This window comes from Turicibacter sp. GALT-G1 (assembly GCF_025594995.1).
In the GTDB taxonomy this organism is placed as follows: Bacteria; Bacillota_I; Bacilli_A; order MOL361; family Turicibacteraceae; genus Turicibacter; species Turicibacter bilis.
In genome coordinates this window covers 17,582-36,785 of sequence record NZ_JAMQUS010000015.1, presented here as the reverse complement: position 1 = coordinate 36,785, position 19,204 = coordinate 17,582, and the positions used below count along the sequence as shown (strand labels likewise).

The window sequence follows — 19,204 nt, the reverse complement described above, 5'->3', positions numbered from 1 at the left end:
TAATGGGGGACTCTCCGTTATTCATTTTTCTGTATTATAGCAAAAAGGAGAACGGTATCATGAAAAAAGTTATTTCAATTGGAGAAGCATTAATCGATTTCATTCCACAACAAAAAGGAGTAGCACTTAAAGATGTAGAAGGATTTCTACGTGTGCCAGGTGGAGCCCCATTAAACGTTGCAGCAGCTGTCGCTAAATTAGGTGGAAAAGCACAAATGTTAACAAAATTAGGGATCGATGGATTTGGAGATGCAATCTTAGAAGAAGTTAAGCCATTAGGTGTAGATGTTTCACGTGTAGGACGTACAAATCAAGCTAATACAGCCTTAGCATTCGTTTCTTTAAAAGAAGATGGAGAGCGTGATTTCTCATTCTATCGTAATCCAAGTGCTGATATGTTATTAAGTGAAGATGAAATTCATGAAGAAGATTTTGAAAATGGATCAATCTTACACTTCTGTTCTGTTAGCTTGATTGATGCACCAATTAAACAAGCTCATAAAAAAGCTATTGAGTATGCAACAAAATATAACGGAATCATCAGCTTTGATCCTAACGTTCGTTTACCATTATGGGAGTCACCAGAAGCTTGCCGTCAAGCTATTTTAGAATTTTTACCTTTATCAAATATTGTTAAAATTAGTGATGAAGAATTAGAATTCATTACTGGAATTAAAGATGAGCAAGAAGCATTAAAATCATTATTCGTTGGAAATGTAGAAGTTGTTATTTATACAAAAGGGACAAATGGATCAGACTTCATCACAAAAGAACGAAAAGTGACTGTTCCATCGTTTACAGTAAAAGCTGAAGATACAACAGGAGCAGGAGATTCATATATCGGATCGTTCTTATATCAAGTTGCTCAAACAGTTAATACGTTAGAAGAGTTAGTTCAATTAGATGAAGTAAAAGTGACTGAAATCATGACATTTAGCGCAGCAACTGCAGCATTAACTGTTTCTAAAAAAGGTGCCATTGCAGCATTACCTACAAAAGAAGCAGTGATTGAAATGATGAATCGATAATTTTTAGGAGGATGTGAGGATGATGACAAAACAACAGTTTATTAACCAAATTGCTGCAGAAAAAGCGAATCAGTTACCCATAGTTAATGGGGATGAGTGGCGTAATAAATTTCATCTCATGGCACCTATTGGTTGGATTAATGATCCAAACGGATTATGTTATTTTAAAGGATTATATCATGTGTTTTATCAATATTCACCCCTAGATGCGAAAGGTGGATTAAAGTTCTGGGGACATTATACATCACCAGATATGGTAAACTGGACAGAGCATGAAGTAGCCTTATTCCCAGACATCGCTTCAGATGTAGATGGGGTTTATTCAGGATCTGCTTTAGTTCATAATGATGAAATGTATTTATTCTATACTGGAAATGTTAAACATAAAGGTGATCATGATTACATTTTAACGGGACGAGAGCAAAATGTAATTATGGTTAAATCGACAGATGGGTTTAATTTCTCTGAAAAGCAAGTTTTATTAACGAATGAAGATTATCCTAAAAATATGGGATTACATGTTCGTGATCCAAAAGTGTGGGAAGAAGATGGAGTCTTCTATATGGTTTTAGGTGCACGTTCAATTGATGATAAAGGATATGTCTTACTGTATAAATCAACAAACTTAACAGATTGGGAATTATTAAGTGTTCCAGCTGGTGGATTAGATGATATGGGATACATGTGGGAGTGTCCAGATACATTCAAATTAGAAGGAAAGGACATCTTCATGTTCTCTCCACAAGGAATGGATGCTAAAGGATTAAAGTATCATAATGTTTATCAAAGTGGATATGCTGTTGGATCATTTGATGAAAATAAACAAATATTATCATTAGGTGCTTTTGATGAATTAGATCGTGGCTTCGACTTTTATGCACCGCAAACTTTTAAAAACCATGATGGACGTATTATTATGTATGGATGGGCTGGTGTACCAGATGCCGTTGAACACAGTAATCCAACTATTGAAAAAGGATGGCAACATTGTTTAACATTACCACGTGAATTAGTTTTAAAAGGTGAAAAATTATATCAAGTGCCAGTAGAAGAGCTAAAAGCACTGCGTAAAGATGAAACAATTATTAAAGAGATTAATTTAGGTCAATCACAAGTATTCAAATTATTTGAAAATAATACATACGAATTAAACCTAGACTTCAAAAATACAACTTCATTTGAATTAGATTTTCGTGAAGATTGTCAATTAACATTTAAAGATGGAATTTTTACATTATCATTAGGTCGAAGTGGATACGGACGTGATTACCGTCGTGTTGAGATTAAAGCTATCTCAAATGTACGTATCTACTCTGATAACTCAATTTTAGAGATTTATTTAAATGAGGGGGCTGAAGTTTTTACTTCACGTATTTATAATAAAAAATTAGATGAAACATTAACTTTATCAGGAACAGGTGACGTTACGTTAACTAAATGGTCATTGTAGTGTTAATGAAGGGGTAATCATTTTAGGTTATCCCTTTTTTGATGAAAGATATGGCGTTATAATTGTTGAAAAGATATAGGATTGAGAAGAAAAGCGATAAATAAAAACACAGCATGGCTGTGTTTTTGTTATTTTGTTTTGCGTAATTCTTCCTTTAATTGACGCTTTGGTAAGTTGCGACGTAGTTTACGTTCAATCATATTAAATTCGAGATTATCTTTTGGTGCGACAAACATACATGTGTATCCATCTTCACCTGCACGACCTGTACGCCCAATACGATGAATATAAATCTCAGGTGTTTCTGGAACATCATAGTTATAAATATGAGTCACACCACTAATATCAAGTCCACGTGAAGCAACATCTGTTGCAATTAAGTATTGTAAATCTGCATCACGGAAGGATTTCAAGATACGTTCACGCTTATTTTGTGCAATATCACTATGAATGACTTGAACGTTAAATCCACGTTTTTTCATTTTAGCAAATAATTCATCGGCGCGACGCTTAGTACGAGCAAAGATAATGGCTAAGAATGGATTATCTTCTTCAAGAACTTGGCAAAGTGTATCTGCCTTCCAACGATCCGTTGTTTCAATTACTTCTTGACGAATCGTATCAATCGTCACCTTCTTAGGTTCAATCGTTACCATTGTTGGTGAGTAAGTATAGTGGTAAGCAAGTTTTTTAACATTTGGTGCCATTGTTGCAGAAAAGCATAGTGTTTGACGATTACGAGGAGTTGCTCTTAAAATTTGATCAACTTCATTTCTAAATCCCATTAATAACATTTGATCTGCTTCATCAATGACGACTGTTTTAACTTTATTTAAATCTATTGTTCCACGTTCAATATGGTCAATTAATCGTCCAGGAGTTGCAATGATTAAATGAATAGTACCTTTTAATTTATTTAGCTGAGAACCGATATTGCGTCCTCCGTAAGCTGCTAACACATTAATAGCTTTTCCTTTAGCTAATTGATTAGCTTCTTCTGTAATTTGTAAAGCTAACTCTCGAGTAGGCGTGATAATTAATGCTTGAGTTGCACAGACATCAGGTGAAATATTTTCAAATAATGGTAATAAGAAAGCTAATGTTTTTCCGGTTCCTGTTTGAGCCTGAGCAATTACATCTTTATAGTCTTTAATTAATGGAATACACTCTTCTTGAATTGAAGTAGGAGTTGTAATTCCTGATTTTTTTAAAACTTGAACCAATGGTTCACTAATCCCTAAATCTTTAAAATTCATAATGACATACCTTTCGTTCTTGTATTCAATTAATCATACCATAGTCTATGCAAAAATACATGAGTAATTAATTTATAGTGATTTATAATTGATATACTGTGTTTACAATTAAGATTGAAGTGACGTAATCCGTTGATTATAGTAATAAAATACTTGGTGATAAAAAGTAAAGGGGGAATTCTTTAGCAAAAGGAAACTAACAAAATATTATTGTTAATAATGCTTTGCAGAAAAAAAGAACATATAGTGTATTTTTGTATTAAAAACTATATGAAAAGTCGATACATTTAATCTGTTATATGTTAGAATTTAACTGACATAGGTAAAAACTGGGAAGGTGATGGAGGCTGAAACTGAATAACGTAAGTCCAAAAGTTAAATGTTTATACGATAAATTTTTTGAAACTGAATCAGATATAGAGAAGGTATTAACATTTGTTGCTGAACAGAGAAGGTGCAATGAAGTCTCTACAAGTGAGATTAAGCAATTAATTTCAATAATGAGAAGTCAGCAATTTAATCTTATTGCGGCTAAGTTGCTTAATATGTTAGGATATTTATTGCTTAATCAAGGGGAGACACAGGCGGCTATTGATTTGTGGGATGAGGCTATATCAATTTTTGAAAAAAATGAAGATGAAGCTGGGATAGTCCAAAGTTACAGTGGTTTAATGTGTGGTTATTTTAACCTTGGCCTATATGATGAGAGTATTGATTTTGGAGTGAAGGGACTAAGACTGGCACAGGAATCAGGGGATGATCAATTATTACTATTAACGTTAGGAAATATTGCATTTAATTATTATGCATTAGAAAAATATGAGGAAGCAAAAGAAGCAGTAAAATTGATAAGATGTTTAAAAGAACCAGTCGTGGAGGGGAATAAAGTATCTTTAGATCAGTTAGAAGCTGGCATTTGTTTAGTCGATAATAATCTTGAGGAAGCTAAGTATTTGATTGATCGTGCTTATGAACGAGTACTTAACCTTAATCATCCGGCATTATTGTCAGAAACTTTACGTATGAGAGGAAAAGTTTATTATCAACTTGGTGATGATAAAGTATATGAGGAAAGCTTTGAAGAATCAATTCATCTAGCACAGGAAGGAAATTTTTTAGAATACCTGGCACAAACGTATTATGAGTGGGGGAAAATCGAGTTAGCGAAGGATAATAAATTAAGAGGAGAGCTATTTCTGTTAGAAGCTGATCATTACGTTAAGCGTCTTGGAAGTCCATTACTATCTGTTAATATATGTAGGGTTTTAATTGAATTTTATAAATCATTAAATATTTTTGAACTTGCCTTGCATTATTATGAAAAATGTTCGGAAGTAGAAAGAAAGGCTCACCTAAAGCGTTCTGAGCTTTGGGAGAAGCGAATTAATCGAGAGAAATATATTAGTGAAGCAAAGATTTTTAAGTCACTCTATGATGAATTAGAAACTATTTCTCATATCGGTCGTTCGTTTACAGAAACATTAAGTTTGGAAAAATTAATCATTCATGTTCATGAACAACTTTCTAAAATGATGGATACGACTGTATTAGCTATTACAGAGGTTAACGAAGAGAAAAATTGCTTAGACTATTTAATATATTTAGAATCAGGTAATCGATTGAACTCTGGATATGTTAGCTTAGACGATGAGAATAGTTTAGGCGTTTATTGTATTAAACAAAAGGAAAATTTAATTATTAATAATTTAGATGAAGAATATGAACTATATCAGTTAAAAAAGGATGAAACGATTTTATTTCAAAAAGGTATTAAATCCATACTTTGTTGTCCTTTAATCATTCGTAATGAACTTAAAGGGTATATTACTGTTCAATCTTATGAAATTAACTCATACACTCAACGCGATTTAACTAAGTTAAGTGTTTTAGCTTCTTATATTATTATTGCTTTAGAAAATGCTAAGTTATATCGTCAAACAGCTTATTTGGCTCGCTATGATGGATTAACAAGTTTATATAATCGAGTAGAGGCACTAAAAAAAGGAGAAAAATTATATCGGCTAGCTAAACATAAAAATCCAATGAGTGTTATCATGATTGATATTGATCATTTTAAACTTATTAATGATACATATGGTCATCAAATAGGTGATCAAGTTATTCAACTATTTAGTAATTTATTGAAGACCAAGCGTAATCGTGATACGGTAATTGGGAGATATGGAGGAGAAGAGTTTATCATCTTTTTAAATCATCGGAATATTGATCAAGCTTGTGAATTTGCAGAACAATTAAGAGAAGAATTGAAGGAGCTTAGTTTTAGATTTAATCAATTAGGAATAAAAGAAGTGACAGCAAGTTTAGGCGTTCACGAGTATCGATTTAATGAAGATTTGTTAGACGATGGAATTTATGCAGCGGATCAAGCAATGTATCATTCAAAAACCAATGGACGTGATCAAGTGACAAGCTACAGGAGATTAATATTAGAAAAATTAGCTCCCTCAAAAGTAAGTGAAAATTAAAGAATTAAAAAACCTGAGATAATCGACCAAGTTGGTGTTATTTAATCAGGTTTTTCTTTTTGGGAAATGATTTTTAAGAGATTAATTTAAGGGTAGAGATTTTTTTATGACTCGTCTGTTTAAAAGGCTATTTTTTATTTGAATGAAATGATATTACGCTAAGATGAAACATACTATTTATTAGAAACCTTAAAGCTTGATGAGCAATATGGCAAAGAGTGAAAGAGGTGTCTTATGAAGAAAATACAAGGGATTGATAAAGAAATTAAAAAACTTAAGGCGCACCTTACTCAACTAAAACTAAATGTTAAGACTAGGTCGATGGGAGTATTATTAAATCAAGAAGCAACTATTCGGAAAAAAATGAAAGTTGTTCAATATTTATTGAATCAACTAGAAGAAACGAATGAGCAACAAATCTATCAAGACTATTTAAGGTTACTAAATGACGCATCAGAACAAATTTTAAATTTATATAATGAGGAGAATGAAACTGAATATCGACTGGAAGAAGTGATTGAGGGATTTGAAGAAGAATACATGCAAAATGGAGTATTATATATTTTACTTAGTCGTTATTTACCAGGATTAATGAATTCTCCTCATTTTGCTATTTTACCGTCACATCCGAAAGATGAGTACCCTATAGCACGTCAGATGAAACGTAAGTTTTATTTACATTTAGGAGAGACGAATACAGGAAAAACCTATCATGCGATGAAGAAACTTGAATTAGGAGAGGATGGAATCTATTTAGCTCCACTTCGTTTATTGGCACTTGAAAATTACGAGAAAATGAACCAAGATGGCGTTAAGTGTCATTTGTTAACAGGAGAAGAGGAGGTACTGATTGAAGGGGCTCATCATATTAGTTGTACGATCGAAAAGTTGGATTTAGAAAAAGAGTATCATGTCGCAGTCATTGATGAGGTTCAATTGATTCAAGATAGTATTAGGGGGGCATCTTGGACACGTGCTATTTTAGGGATTTTAAGTCCAGAAATTCATTTATGTGGCGCACTTAATGTGAAGTCATTATTAATCCAAATGATTACTGAATGTGGGGATGAATACGAGTGTATCGAGTATTTCCGTAATATTCCCTTACAGTTTGAGTCTACTGCTTATCAATTAAATAAACCGATTAAAGGGGATGCTCTGATTGCATTTTCTAAAAAGAAAGTTTTAGAACTATCCAGATATTATCAAGATCGAGGGTTTAAGACGAGTATTATTTATGGAGATTTACCACCAGAAGTACGTCGAATTCAATATCAATCCTTTAGTGAGGGACAAAGTGAGTTACTCATTTCAACTGATGCCATTGGGATGGGAGTTAATTTACCAATTCGAAGAATTGTATTTGTTAGTGCTAAAAAGTTTGATGGGGAAGTCGTTCGTGAATTGACGTCACAAGAGGTAAAACAAATTGCTGGACGAGCAGGACGCAAAGGGATTTATGAAATCGGCTATGTCACAGGCTTAGATGAGCATTTGGCATTTGTAAAAGAAAAGCTAGAATGTAAAGATGAAGTCATTCAGCAGGCTATTATTGGTCCACATGAATCGATGCTTGAAATTAAAGGGATTCCTTTGATTGAGAAACTAATGATTTGGGAAAATCATTATCAAGATATTCACCATTATAAAAAGATGGATATCGAGCGGTATTTGTTTGTATTGACTCAAATTAAACACTATAAGCTCTCGCAATGGGTACAATGGAAAATTATGAAACTACCTGTAAATTTCATGCAAATGGATTTATTGAATTTATTATTACTCTATATCGAGGAACACTTTATCAATGGAAATAGTGAATTAACGAAACCTCGTCTACATGCTGAAGATCTTGAAATACTTGAAATTCACTATCAAGAAGTTAATTTATATTACTCTTTTTCAAAAGTGTTCCATCTCGAATTTGATATAAATTGGGTTTATCGTGAACGCTCTAAGGTTAGTAAAAAATTGAATTATTTATTACTGCGCCTCTAAATGAAAGTTTTTAAATATAATGCAGTAAATATGTTTCTGTATATCCAAAATAAAAAAAAGCAACTTTTTAAAAGTTGCTTTTTTTTACTTATTAGGGATCTTGTGAATAAGCTGATATTAATAAATTAATAGTTAATCTTTTTTCATTAGTATCATCCAAATAATAGCTGGATTACTTATTCAACTGAATATAATTTTAATTAATTTGGAATAATTTTTTCTGCTTTTTTCTCGATAATTGGTAAGAAGTATTGGATACATGGTCCAATTAAAAGTGTTGTGATAATTGTTCCAAGTCCTAAAACTCCTCCTAAAGAGAAACCAACTACAATGAAGATAACGTCCATTGTGATACGAACCCATTTGTATTGCCAGCTTGTTTTATCAACAATAATTAATGGTAATTGGTCAGTTGGAGCAACACTTAATTCAGCTGATTTTAAAATTGAGAATCCAATTGCGATAACAACACAGCTAATAGCTACAATTAATAAACGAACAATTAATGGTAAAGCATCAATACCTACGTTATTTAATAAGTTATTAATTAAATCTAAGAATGGTCCTGCTGTAATAACAGCTAAGAATGTTCCTAAACGGATGTATTCACGAGTGAAGATTAACATACCAATAAATACAATTCCCATAACTAAAATATTAGCTTGGCCAACAGTAATGTGTAATAAATTTGCTAAACCTTGCATAAAGATTGTAAAAGAATCAACCCCAGTATTTGATTTAATAAAGAATGCTACCCCCAACTGGATAATGAAACATCCTACTAAAAAGAACATGATTCGAACGATATAGTTTTTAATATTAAATTTACTCATTATAATCCTCCTATGAGACTGTAAAATAAATAGCCCTTACATTTGAAACTGTATACATAATATAAAAAATATGATAAAAAGTCAACTACTATATGTTATTTTGTCGTATTTATTTTTTTATATTCCATTAAAAGTCAGTTAAACTACTAAATGGAAAAAGCATATAATATAATTAGAATGAAATATTAGGGATTTATTGTATGATAATGATTATTTTATCTAAGAAAAATCAATAATAGTAGGTGAAATACATAGAGAGATCACAAGAAGTTGAAGTGGGGAGGAGGTGTCTGATGTTAATAACACAAGGTAGATATTCATCTTATTTAGATGAATATAATAAAATTACAATACTTGTTCCAAAAAGTTATTATAATGGAGAAATTGCTCCATTTAAGCTTATCAATATGACGACATCAGAGGCTTATGAGTTAAAGGTAGAAGAGAAGTTTGATTTTGGTAACGAGTTAAAATATAGCTTATCTATCCAAGGATTTGTCACAGTAGGAACTGAATATCAAGTCATGGATTGTTATAAAAATACAAGCTATTTATTTTTAGGTTATATTGCGAGAACTGAAGAATTTGATAAACGGTTTTATTATAATGGTGATGATTTGGGGCCAAGTTACAGTAAGAACATGACAAGATTTAAACTATGGGCACCAACTGCTACACAAGTTCAATTAATTTTATATGAAAATGATGTAACCCATTTTAGACGTATGAAGCGACTATCTAAGGGAATATGGGAACTGACTATTTATCAAGATTTAGAAGGGTGTCGTTATCGATATGAGATTGTTAATAATTTAGTACGCCAAGAAACGATTGATCCTTATGCTATAGCTTCTACTGTAAATGCAGAATATAGTGTCGTTGTGGATCCGTTGAAATGTGTTAAAGTTAAACATGAGTTGAGACCTAAACTAAATAAGCCGACTGACGCCATTATTTACGAATTAAGTATTCGAGATTTTACGATTCATCCATCTTCACGAGTTAAAAATCGTGGGAAATTTTTAGGGATAACAGAAGAGATAATAGATGAAAAAACAGGATATCACTATGGTCTGTCTTATTTAAAGGAATTAGGTGTGACACATATTCAATTACTGCCTATTTTCGATTTTGCTGGTGTCGATGAAAACTTTCCAGAGCAATCTTATAACTGGGGATATAACCCAGTCCAGTATAATATTCCAGAAGGAAGCTATGCTTTAAATCCGAAAGATCCTTATTCACGTATTAATGAATTAAGAACGATGGTTAACATCCTACATGAGCATGGGTTTGGTGTGATTATGGATGTGGTTTATAATCATGTTTATGAACGACGGACCTTCCCGTTTGATGCAATGGTTCCAACTTATTTTTATCGTTATGATTATCAAGGAATGCCATCAGATGGAACAGGGTGTGGTAATGATTTGGCAACAGAACGACTCATGGTTCGTAAATATATTTTAGATTCAGTTAAGTTCTGGGTAGAAGAGTATGGAATCGATGGATTTCGCTTTGATTTGATGGGAATTATTGACGTTGATACGATGAATGAAATTCGTCAACTTTGTGAGGAACTTTATCCAAGTATTCTTCTTTATGGTGAGGGGTGGGATATGAATACCCCATTACCACAAGCTCAAAAGGCTGCTAAGTTTAATGCTTTTAAGCTACCACGAATTGGCCATTTTAATGATGCGTTCCGGGATAATATTAAAGGACATACCTTTAATCATCAGGATCGAGGATTAGCGCTTGGAAATTTCGGATATGCGAATGCTGGAAAACAGTTGCTAGCAGGTAGTTCAGGTTTGATCGAAGGCGAAACATATATGTTTTATGATCCTTCTCAAAGTATTAATTATGTCGAGTGTCATGATAATCATACATTATGGGATCGGATGAAATTATCGAATAGTGATGAAAATGATGAAACGCGTGAAAAACGTCAAATCTTAGCGGCAGCGATGGTGATTTTCGCTCAAGGAATTCCGTTTATTCATTGTGGACAGGAATTTTTTAGAAGTAAGAATGGAATTGAAAATAGCTATAATGTCTCAGATGAAATTAATGCTATTCATTGGGATGAAGTTTATGAACATGAAAAGGGTATTAATTTGATTAAAGGCTACATCAAAATCCGTAAAGCTCACGGTGCTTTTCGTTTTTCAAATGCAATTCTTGTAAAAAAACATCTACGCATTTTTCAACATCATCATTCTGTGATAGAATATACATTGAAAAATGTTAAAGACTATGGGTGTTGGGACGAAATCCATATTTTCTTTAATACACAAAATCGTGAAGTAAATATTCCAATCGTCACAAATGATTTTATATTGATTGCTGATGAGCATCAAAGTGGAACGGAAGGTATTAAATCGATTGAAGGTGAATTGAAAATGGCACCGCTCAGTACGATAATTCTAGTGAAATGATTTGATCTTTGAATCAGTCGTCTCTTTCATTTGGTGATGAATGAAAGCAAAAAAGATAAAAGTAGATAGTGAAAACTCCTTAGCACTGCTAAGGAGTTTTTGTTGAGAAATGGAGTGCACATCATGACAGAAGTAGTGAATATTAAAGTAGAAGGCGTTGTTGATGAATTAATTCTCAATTCAATGCAAGTTTTAAACCAAGCATTCTATCAAGCTTCTGCAATCAACCAAGCAGAGGAGTATGCATTAGTGTTTGAATTTCAAGAAGAGGTTGATGGTGACTATCTTGTGGTGACGGGAACCTTGAAAGATGATACGCAGACGATTAAGCGACAATTTGAAGTGAATGAATCAAAGACACGTAAATATGCTTATTTAGCTGTTTATTTATTGTTATTACAACGTGAAACTGGACGTGTTCAATCATGGGGATTATTAAATGGGATGCGCCCAACAAAACTGGTTCATGGAATGAAAAAGCGTGGATTTACCGACCAAGAAATTAAAGATTATATGCAGGAAGAATATTTAGTTTCAGATGAGAAAATTAATTTATTGCTAGAGGTTGCGAATCATCAATTAAAAGTGATTCCTGACCTACATACGATTCAAAATGAAGTGAGTATTTATATTGGGATTCCATTTTGTCCCACACGTTGTGCATACTGTACATTCCCAGCTTATGCTCATGGACCATTCAAAAAGTGGGTAGATCCATTTTTAGAAGCATTACTTGAAGAAATTAAAATCGTGGGTGCTTTTATTAAAGAACGTCAATTAGCTGTCACTTCAATTTATTTTGGAGGAGGAACAGCAACGACGTTAACCGCAGAGCAGTTTGAAAAGTTATTAATTACAGTTTATGAAAACATTGCAAATTCACAAGAGGTTCGTGAAATTACAGTCGAAGCGGGGCGTCCAGATACGATTACACCTGAGAAATTAGAGTTGTTAAAGCGATATAATATTCATCGTATTAGTATTAATCCGCAATCATTCCAACAAAAAACATTAGATGAAATTGGTCGTCACCATACAGTAGAAGATGTCATTGAGAAATATTACATGGCTAAAGAACATGGATTTGATAATATTAATATGGATTTAATTGTCGGACTACCAAATGAAGGAAAAGAAGATTTAGCGTATAGTTTAGAGCAGATTGAAAAGCTACAACCTGAATCATTGACTGTTCATATGTTAGCCTTTAAACGAAGCTCGAAAATTACTCAAAATCGTGGATTGTATACAACAGCCTCAAAAGAGGAATTACAAGAAATGGGGCAAATGACATATGATTTTGCTGCTGCTCATGATTATATCCCTTATTATTTATATCGACAAAAAAATATTTCAGGTAATATGGAGAATATCGGTTATTCAAAGGTGGGACAGGAAAGTATTTATAATATTTTAATCATGGAAGAAGCTCAAAATATTTTAGGACTTGGGGTCGGGGCTTCAAGTAAATATTTAATTGGAACATCGGTTCATAATCCAAAAGATTTAAAAACATATATTGATTCATATGAGACTTATGCACAAAAGAAAGTAGAAACACTCATTGAAAGTTTAGAAATAGGTGATACACATGCAAATTAAAGATTTAAAGGTTAAAGAAGTTTCAACGTTAACAGTTATGATTAAATCAGTCAATGTCGGGCGTACAACAGCTCAAAAGCCTTATTTAAAGTTTGAGTTTGTTGATCAAAGTGGTTCTATTTTCGCGAATAAATGGAGTTTAAAACCTGAAGAGTTAAATGCCTTTGAAGCAGGGCAAGTTGTAACTGTTAAAGGACTAGTACAGCTTTATAATGCTCAGAAGCAAATTAATATTGAGTCTGTCTCATTGGTTGAAGGAGAGGTTGATTATTCTCAGTATGTAGAGTCTTCAAAATTTACAGTAGAGAATTTGAAGTCAGATATTACAGGATTTTTAGATGAAATGAAACCTGGCTATTATAAAGATATTCTTAATTATTTTTTAATAAAATATGAGCAAGAGTTTTATCTTCATCCCGCTGCAAGTCGTATGCATCATGCTTTTATGTCAGGACTCGCCCAACATGTTTATGAAATGTTAAAAATGGGGTCAGCCTATTGTGATTTATATCCGTTAGTTAACCGAGACCTTTTATATGCAGGGGTTATATTACACGATCTTGGAAAATTATTTGAGATGAGCTATGAGCAATGTATTAAAACTGAGTATACACTTGAAGGATTAATGATTGGGCATATTAATATGATGGTATCGATGATTGATGAGGCGTCAAAAGAATTAGGATATGATGGAGAAGAAGTGTTATTCTTAAAACATATGGTAATTGCTCATCATGGAAAATTAGAATGGGGTTCACCAAAAGAGCCAATGATTATCGAAGCTGAACTGTTACATTATCTAGATGTTGTTTCAGCCAAAATGACAGCCATTGAGGTTGCCCTTAGACATTGTGAAGAAGGGCAAATGAGTGACCGTATTCCAATGCTTGATAATCGTCGTTTTTATCATCATAAATAAAAAGAGTTAACGGCTCAACTGAGTCGTTAACTCTTTTTATTATTTTGCAGCTTCTTCTTGAGCAGCTGATTCTTCGATGTTTGCTACGATTGTTTCATAGCGTTTTTGTAAAAATTCATCTGTAAATTTGAAATTAGCTTCTGAACGGAATTTAATTAATAGTGTTTCTAAACGTAATTGAGTATACTCTTGTTTCTTAGCAGTTTGTTCTAACTCTTCCTTCATGTCTTCAAATGATGCTTTTTCATTTTCAGCATATTTATAGATAACGTGGTAACCAAATTTTGTTTTTACAGGTTCCGTAGAGTAGTGTCCGACTTCTAAGGCGTAAGCTGCATTTTCAAACTCAGCAACCATTTCTCCTTGACCGAATGTTCCTAAATCTCCACCATTTTCTTTTGTTCCATCTGTTCCATATTCACCTGCTAATTCCTTGAATGTTGCTTCTTTATCTTCTGCAGCATCTAATTTAGCAATGATTTCTTTTGCAGTTTCTTCATCAGCAACTAAAATGTGGCGAGCGCTAATTTTAGGTAATGTTTCATCATATAATTTTTGTAACATTTCATCCGTAATAGGATATGCTTCAGCTAAAGCTGCATCTTGTAATTGTGCTAATTTGAAGTAATTATAAATTTCTTCATCTGTTTTTAATCCAGCAGATTCCATGGCTTGATAATAGTTAGTTCCGTAAGCAACTTTGAATTGATCAATTAATTCTTTAACTTCTTTTTTATCAACTGGATATTTTTTCTCTAAAATTTGCTCATCAACTAATGAAATTCCATCTGATAATCCATATGCAGGAACTAATTCATCATATAGTTGTTCAACTGTATATTCATGGTCAGTGATTTTAGCGATGATTGAAGAATTTGTTTCTTTTGATTCTTCGTATGTTGTTGAGATTTCCTTATATTGTGTTTCTAAGAAATCATTTGTTAAAACAAATCCATCAGCTTCACGTTCAGTTGCTAGTGTAGCCACAATGAATTCATCTGTTAATTTATTTTGAATTAATGTTTCTGTTAATTCATCTTTTACTTCTTCAAGTGTTGGGATTTCCTTTGTTTCCTCACTGTTAGTTGACTCTGATTCTTCAGTTGATTCTGCTTCTTCATCTTTTTTGTATTTTTCATCATAAGCTGTTTGGATTTCTTCATCAGTTACTGTAACAGCAGCGCGTGCAGCAGCTTCACGATATAAGTTTAATTCTAAATATTGACGTAATGCCTCTTCATTTTTGAATCCTTGAGCTAATAAGAAATCTTCAAATTCAGGATACATTTGTTTATACATATCGATCGCGCTATCTACTTTAGCTGTATCGATTTCATATTTTGTTGATAAGACGTCATAGTCTACTAAATCTAATAATGCAGATAACCCAGCATCGGTAACCATTTCATCAAATACTTGTTGTTTAGTTATGTTGGCCACATCAGATGTAATAAAATTGTCGTTTCCATTTGGTAATTTCATACCGATTTCATCTTTATTTGAACAGGCACCAAGTAGTAGTGTTGTAGCAAGTGCAGCTGTTACTAGGAAGTACTTTTTCATCACTTTCACATCCTCTTTTTTGTTTGATTTAACGTTTTTAATCATATCATTTTTCAAATTTTGTAACAACATATTTTTGGTAGGTTTTTGTGGAATTTAAGTAAAAACATAAACCAAATCGTGAAAAACTCATAGGATATATTAGCTCAGGAAACTGTGTGGAAAAGCTGGAAAGGAGTTGAGATTATGTTCGGAAATAATTGTGCATTTATCTTAGTCTTATTTATCTTATTAGTCATTATCGGATGCTGCTGGGGATGCGGATCTAGTGCATGGTAGGAAATGAATTGATTGGATATAGAAGAAAAATCTTATGCTCTGAAAAGAGCCTAAATAATAGTTAGTTAAGGAGCGAATTATTATGTGTGGAAATAATTGTGCATTTATCTTAGTATTATTCATTTTATTAGTAATCATCAGCTGCTGCTGTGGTGGATTTAGTTTCTAAAAATAACTTGAGTGATACGAGGAATCTTAGGTAATTGAACTCATGAGTGAATGTTTCAAAATATATTGCTCAAAATATGCTCGATTAAAAAGGACCGTTAGGTCCTTTTTTGTGATTTAAGTCTAAATTTATAAGAATAGACATATATTTAAAAGGATGTGAAGAGATTAGAGTGGCGAAAAAGATCTTTTATTGTCTTTTATGTCAATATTTAATCAGGGTTATAAATCAAATAAAAATGTCAATAAAATGAGAATAAAAGATGAAAATATACATATTATTCCAGGGTTAACTCGCATATAATCTCTTTGACTTTAATAATTAAGGGGGAGGTCACGATGGGACATTCAAGCTTAACTCCAAAGAATTTTGAGAAGTTATTGTTGTTTATTGAGAATCATTCAGATAAGACGGATGGATTAATGCCTATTTTACATGAAGCACAAGATATTTTTGGTTATATTCCATTAGAAGTTCAAAAGTTTATTTCTGATAAAACAGGAGTTTCAGTTGCACGCATTCATGGTGTCGTTACATTTTATTCTCAGTTTTCTACAGAACCAAAAGGAGAACATGTTGTTGGAGTGTGCTTAGGAACAGCGTGCTATGTTAAAGGAGCACAAGCGATTTTACAGAAACTTAAAGAAGAGTTAGGAATTGAACCCGATCAAACTACATCAGATGGAAAATACTCATTAGTTGCAACCCGTTGTATTGGGGCGTGTGGATTAGCACCAGTCATTACAATTGATGACGATGTGTATGGGAAAGTCGATCCTACACAAGTATCATCAATTTTAAATAAGTACAATTAGTATATCTATGTGTGTAAGCGTTATTCGAACGATAGTGATTATCAACTTTCCTGATTGAGATTGAGGGGGACGTTGAAGATATCAACCATTATTCATTTTTTAATCAGAATGTTTTATATTACGATCTGCTGATCAATTAGAATATGCATTGAAAGTGCGTTTGCCTGTGATTTGATGAGCGATGTGTTAGCTTACGTTAACTAAGAAGTGGTATTGCATACACGATTAGCACATGTTAAATCGTTACGAACCACAGAAATATTAGATATTAATTATTTACTTTTGTTGAGCGGGAAACCACCAAGTCCAATCATGTTAGAGTTAGCGGGAAAAATAAGACGTTGCTAGAGGGTTAATACATGATACATCAAGTATTTGAGCCATTACATGGTCTTAAATCATGCAGAAAGAGATGATGAGTGTGAAGTTTAATGAAATCTTATATGACTCACGATTTCGAGTCCTAAGTAAGGGAGTTAATTTACATTCGGTAACGGTATCGGGCTTATATGTGGGGGATTTATTGAGCTTTGTCATGGCTAAAGCGAAACCAGGCCAAATATGGTTAACGATTCAAGCCCATCCTAATGTGATTGCTGTTGCTTCTTTAATTAATTTGAGTGCTGTCATTGTCGTTGAAGGGGTAGACATTCCACAGGAAACAATCGATGTGGCAAATGAAAGAGGAGTTATTTTAATTTCATCCATTCTAGATGCGGTTGACCTCGTCAAGTTAATCGAGGTATGAGCATTTATTATACTTACATATTTACTTTATCTTATCAACTTGTGCTGATGATTTTATGGTACCTAATGATATTGTTTTAATGTGAAGTTTGAAACAGCTAGATTTAATCGCGTTGACTCATCATAATAGCACAAGGAATTGACGAGTAGTTTCAAAGGTAGATGAAGAGGTTGGGGTCCTATTTATTCCTGGGATTGAAATTGAAACGATAGAAGGTGTTGATTTATTGAGCTATTTTAAGTCATTAGAGATAGCTGATTATTTTGGAATATTGATTGAATCCCATTTAAATTTAATGAAAAGTAATGAAGAGTTATTTGGATATCAGTGGTGAATCGATCATCAGAATGAGGTAATTGAGAGTTTCCATGGTTACTCATTTAATTAATGAATTTGACTTGTGAAGATGTCATTTTCTAGGTTCACCGATTAGGTGGTATGGTTGTTGGAGCACATCTCAATAAGTTAGCTTATAATAGTTTAATTAAGTTAGGATTTATTCCAGGAGCATTAAGGATTGATGAAATTTAATTAATTTCTTAATTTATGAATAGGGAGATAGGCAACTTTCACCAGAGCTTTCGGATTATCCTTGTCTAATGAACCCCTTTATTATTTGGAAGTTTCAAAGAATAACCGATTATTTTCCAATAATTTAAAGGGGGAGACCAAATGAGGGACTTATCGTTATATATTCTGGATTTAACGATGAACTCGATACGAGCCCAGGCTACATTGGTTGAAATGAATGTGATTGAGTTTAAACAAAAAAATCTCCTGATGATAAAGGTTAAAGATAATGGTCAGGGGATGTCAGAAGAAATGATCGGTCGGGTCAGAGATCCCTTTTTTACAACGCGGGCGACTCGTAAGGTTGGGTTGGGCATTCCTCTACTTACGGCAATGGCTAGTCGATGTGAGGGGGATGTTTTCATTGATTCGAAGTTAGGTGTGGGAACAACGGTAACGTTGAAAATAAGATTAGATCATATTGATCGACCACCCTTTGGCGATATTCATAACACATTAATTTCGCTAATCTATTTAGAACCCATCATTGATTTTAATTACACTCATCGAAGTGAGGAGTGTGAATATCAATTTAAGACACAGTCTATTAAGCAAGTAATTGGAGAAGTTCCAATTAATCATTCAGCTATTATAGAGTGGATGAAAAAAGAGTTAGAAGCGGGAGATTTTTCTTTTACATCTTATTAAAAATGATTAGGAGGGGGTTTACTTTGAAGACGTTAAAAGAGTTAGAACAGATTCGTGAACAAACTTTAAAAAATTTACAGTTAAGAAATCAAGAGGATTCAAAGTTAAGAGTTGTCGTCGGGATGGGAACATGCGGAATTTCGGCTGGTGCACGATCTGTCTTAAATACATTAATTCAAGAGGTGAATAACTGTCATTTAGAAGAGGTAATGATCACTCAAACGGGCTGTGTTGGCATGTGTGCGTATGAACCAATATTTGAGGTATATGATGAATCGGAGAAAACGACCTATGTTCATATGACGCCTGAAAAAACGAGACGTGTCGTATTAGAACATTTAGTGAATGGAAATGTCGTATCTGAATTTACTATTGATGCAAGCTTAAATTAATACTTTT

The 19,204-nt window shown here is 33.0% G+C and carries 16 protein-coding genes; 13 read left to right on the top strand and 3 right to left on the bottom strand.

Translation table 11 applies throughout. From position 1 onward, the window contains the following. Positions 1-59: 59 nt before the first annotated feature. Together NEH74_RS03280 and NEH74_RS03275 are read left to right on the top strand one after the other, a co-directional pair. Complete coding sequence (locus tag NEH74_RS03280) at positions 60-1,028, top strand: carbohydrate kinase family protein (protein ID WP_055243434.1); 969 nt, start codon at positions 60-62, stop codon at positions 1,026-1,028. Positions 1,029-1,047: 19 nt separating this feature from the next. Then, entirely contained in the window at positions 1,048-2,478 is a 1,431-nt protein-coding gene (locus NEH74_RS03275; protein WP_055305503.1) for a glycoside hydrolase family 32 protein, read from the top strand. A gap of 128 nt (positions 2,479-2,606) precedes the next feature. On the opposite strand, the gene NEH74_RS03270 is transcribed toward NEH74_RS03275, so the two are convergent. Continuing rightward, positions 2,607-3,734 (bottom strand): DEAD/DEAH box helicase, encoded by a 1,128-nt coding sequence (locus NEH74_RS03270; protein WP_055275677.1) that lies wholly within the window; start codon positions 3,732-3,734, stop codon positions 2,607-2,609. A gap of 545 nt (positions 3,735-4,279) precedes the next feature. Between NEH74_RS03270 and NEH74_RS03265 the strand changes: the two genes are divergently transcribed. Together NEH74_RS03265 and NEH74_RS03260 are read left to right on the top strand one after the other, a co-directional pair. Further along, a complete protein-coding gene (locus tag NEH74_RS03265; protein ID WP_055305502.1) occupies positions 4,280-6,220 on the top strand; it encodes a diguanylate cyclase in 1,941 nt (646 codons plus the stop codon). Between the two features lie 234 nt (positions 6,221-6,454). Beyond that, the gene (locus NEH74_RS03260) at positions 6,455-8,218 is read left to right on the top strand and encodes a helicase-related protein (protein WP_055275681.1); all 1,764 of its coding nucleotides are present in this window, start codon (positions 6,455-6,457) and stop codon (positions 8,216-8,218) included. 200 nt (positions 8,219-8,418) lie between these two features. Here NEH74_RS03260 and NEH74_RS03255 read toward each other — a convergent pair whose 3' ends face one another. Further along, positions 8,419-9,051 carry a YczE/YyaS/YitT family protein gene (locus NEH74_RS03255; RefSeq protein ID WP_055275683.1) on the bottom strand — a complete coding sequence of 211 codons (633 nt, stop codon included), beginning with the start codon at positions 9,049-9,051 and terminating at the stop codon, positions 8,419-8,421. A gap of 293 nt (positions 9,052-9,344) precedes the next feature. Here NEH74_RS03255 and pulA point away from each other — a divergent pair, with 293 nt between their 5' ends. The 3 genes from pulA to NEH74_RS03240 all read left to right on the top strand — a co-directional run bounded on the left by pulA (position 9,345) and on the right by NEH74_RS03240 (position 14,013). Next, complete coding sequence (pulA, locus tag NEH74_RS03250) at positions 9,345-11,492, top strand: type I pullulanase (RefSeq protein ID WP_262941079.1); 2,148 nt, start codon at positions 9,345-9,347, stop codon at positions 11,490-11,492. A gap of 123 nt (positions 11,493-11,615) precedes the next feature. Next, on the top strand, positions 11,616-13,094 hold the full coding sequence (hemZ, locus tag NEH74_RS03245; protein WP_055275687.1) for a coproporphyrinogen dehydrogenase HemZ: 1,479 nt from the start codon (positions 11,616-11,618) through the stop codon (positions 13,092-13,094). Then, positions 13,084-14,013 carry a 3'-5' exoribonuclease YhaM family protein gene (locus NEH74_RS03240; RefSeq protein WP_262941078.1) on the top strand — a complete coding sequence of 310 codons (930 nt, stop codon included), beginning with the start codon at positions 13,084-13,086 and terminating at the stop codon, positions 14,011-14,013. The genes hemZ and NEH74_RS03240 overlap by 11 nt, the downstream gene beginning before the upstream one ends. A gap of 39 nt (positions 14,014-14,052) precedes the next feature. Here NEH74_RS03240 and NEH74_RS03235 read toward each other — a convergent pair whose 3' ends face one another. Beyond that, a complete protein-coding gene (locus tag NEH74_RS03235; protein ID WP_262941077.1) occupies positions 14,053-15,576 on the bottom strand; it encodes a peptidylprolyl isomerase in 1,524 nt (507 codons plus the stop codon). Positions 15,577-15,762: 186 nt separating this feature from the next. On the opposite strand from NEH74_RS03235, the gene NEH74_RS03230 reads away from it, so the two are divergent. The 6 genes from NEH74_RS03230 to NEH74_RS03210 all read left to right on the top strand — a co-directional run bounded on the left by NEH74_RS03230 (position 15,763) and on the right by NEH74_RS03210 (position 19,197). Then, positions 15,763-15,855: a YjcZ family sporulation protein gene (locus NEH74_RS03230; protein WP_082411206.1), complete on the top strand. Its 93-nt coding sequence runs from the start codon at positions 15,763-15,765 to the stop codon at positions 15,853-15,855. Between the two features lie 82 nt (positions 15,856-15,937). Beyond that, positions 15,938-16,024, top strand: coding sequence for a YjcZ family sporulation protein (locus tag NEH74_RS13680; RefSeq protein ID WP_082427822.1), 87 nt, complete (start codon positions 15,938-15,940; stop codon positions 16,022-16,024). A gap of 338 nt (positions 16,025-16,362) precedes the next feature. Then, positions 16,363-16,839, top strand: coding sequence for a complex I 24 kDa subunit family protein (locus NEH74_RS03225; protein WP_055243151.1), 477 nt, complete (start codon positions 16,363-16,365; stop codon positions 16,837-16,839). A 421-nt stretch (positions 16,840-17,260) separates the two neighbouring features. Then, positions 17,261-17,587: a hypothetical protein gene (locus NEH74_RS03220; RefSeq protein ID WP_156343909.1), complete on the top strand. Its 327-nt coding sequence runs from the start codon at positions 17,261-17,263 to the stop codon at positions 17,585-17,587. A gap of 672 nt (positions 17,588-18,259) precedes the next feature. Next, positions 18,260-18,805, top strand: coding sequence for an ATP-binding protein (locus tag NEH74_RS03215; protein ID WP_262941076.1), 546 nt, complete (start codon positions 18,260-18,262; stop codon positions 18,803-18,805). 23 nt (positions 18,806-18,828) lie between these two features. Next, the gene (locus NEH74_RS03210) at positions 18,829-19,197 is read left to right on the top strand and encodes a (2Fe-2S) ferredoxin domain-containing protein (RefSeq protein WP_262941074.1); all 369 of its coding nucleotides are present in this window, start codon (positions 18,829-18,831) and stop codon (positions 19,195-19,197) included. Positions 19,198-19,204: the final 7 nt, after the last annotated feature.

Excerpts from the sequence above, each read along its gene's own strand:
- NEH74_RS03230 (WP_082411206.1), top strand. The coding sequence starts at position 15,763 with ATGTTCGGAAATAATTGTGCATTTATCTTAGTCTTATTTATCTTATTA.
- pulA (WP_262941079.1), top strand. The coding sequence starts at position 9,345 with ATGTTAATAACACAAGGTAGATATTCATCTTATTTAGATGAATATAAT.
- NEH74_RS03235 (WP_262941077.1), bottom strand. The coding sequence starts at position 15,576 with ATGAAAAAGTACTTCCTAGTAACAGCTGCACTTGCTACAACACTACTA.
- NEH74_RS03265 (WP_055305502.1), top strand. The coding sequence starts at position 4,280 with ATGTTAGGATATTTATTGCTTAATCAAGGGGAGACACAGGCGGCTATT.
- NEH74_RS03280 (WP_055243434.1), top strand. The coding sequence starts at position 60 with ATGAAAAAAGTTATTTCAATTGGAGAAGCATTAATCGATTTCATTCCA.
- NEH74_RS03260 (WP_055275681.1), top strand. The coding sequence starts at position 6,455 with ATGAAGAAAATACAAGGGATTGATAAAGAAATTAAAAAACTTAAGGCG.
- NEH74_RS13680 (WP_082427822.1), top strand. The coding sequence starts at position 15,938 with ATGTGTGGAAATAATTGTGCATTTATCTTAGTATTATTCATTTTATTA.
- NEH74_RS03225 (WP_055243151.1), top strand. The coding sequence starts at position 16,363 with ATGGGACATTCAAGCTTAACTCCAAAGAATTTTGAGAAGTTATTGTTG.
- hemZ (WP_055275687.1), top strand. The coding sequence starts at position 11,616 with ATGACAGAAGTAGTGAATATTAAAGTAGAAGGCGTTGTTGATGAATTA.
- NEH74_RS03240 (WP_262941078.1), top strand. The coding sequence starts at position 13,084 with ATGCAAATTAAAGATTTAAAGGTTAAAGAAGTTTCAACGTTAACAGTT.
- NEH74_RS03275 (WP_055305503.1), top strand. The coding sequence starts at position 1,048 with ATGATGACAAAACAACAGTTTATTAACCAAATTGCTGCAGAAAAAGCG.
- NEH74_RS03270 (WP_055275677.1), bottom strand. The coding sequence starts at position 3,734 with ATGAATTTTAAAGATTTAGGGATTAGTGAACCATTGGTTCAAGTTTTA.
- NEH74_RS03215 (WP_262941076.1), top strand. The coding sequence starts at position 18,260 with ATGAGGGACTTATCGTTATATATTCTGGATTTAACGATGAACTCGATA.
- NEH74_RS03255 (WP_055275683.1), bottom strand. The coding sequence starts at position 9,051 with ATGAGTAAATTTAATATTAAAAACTATATCGTTCGAATCATGTTCTTT.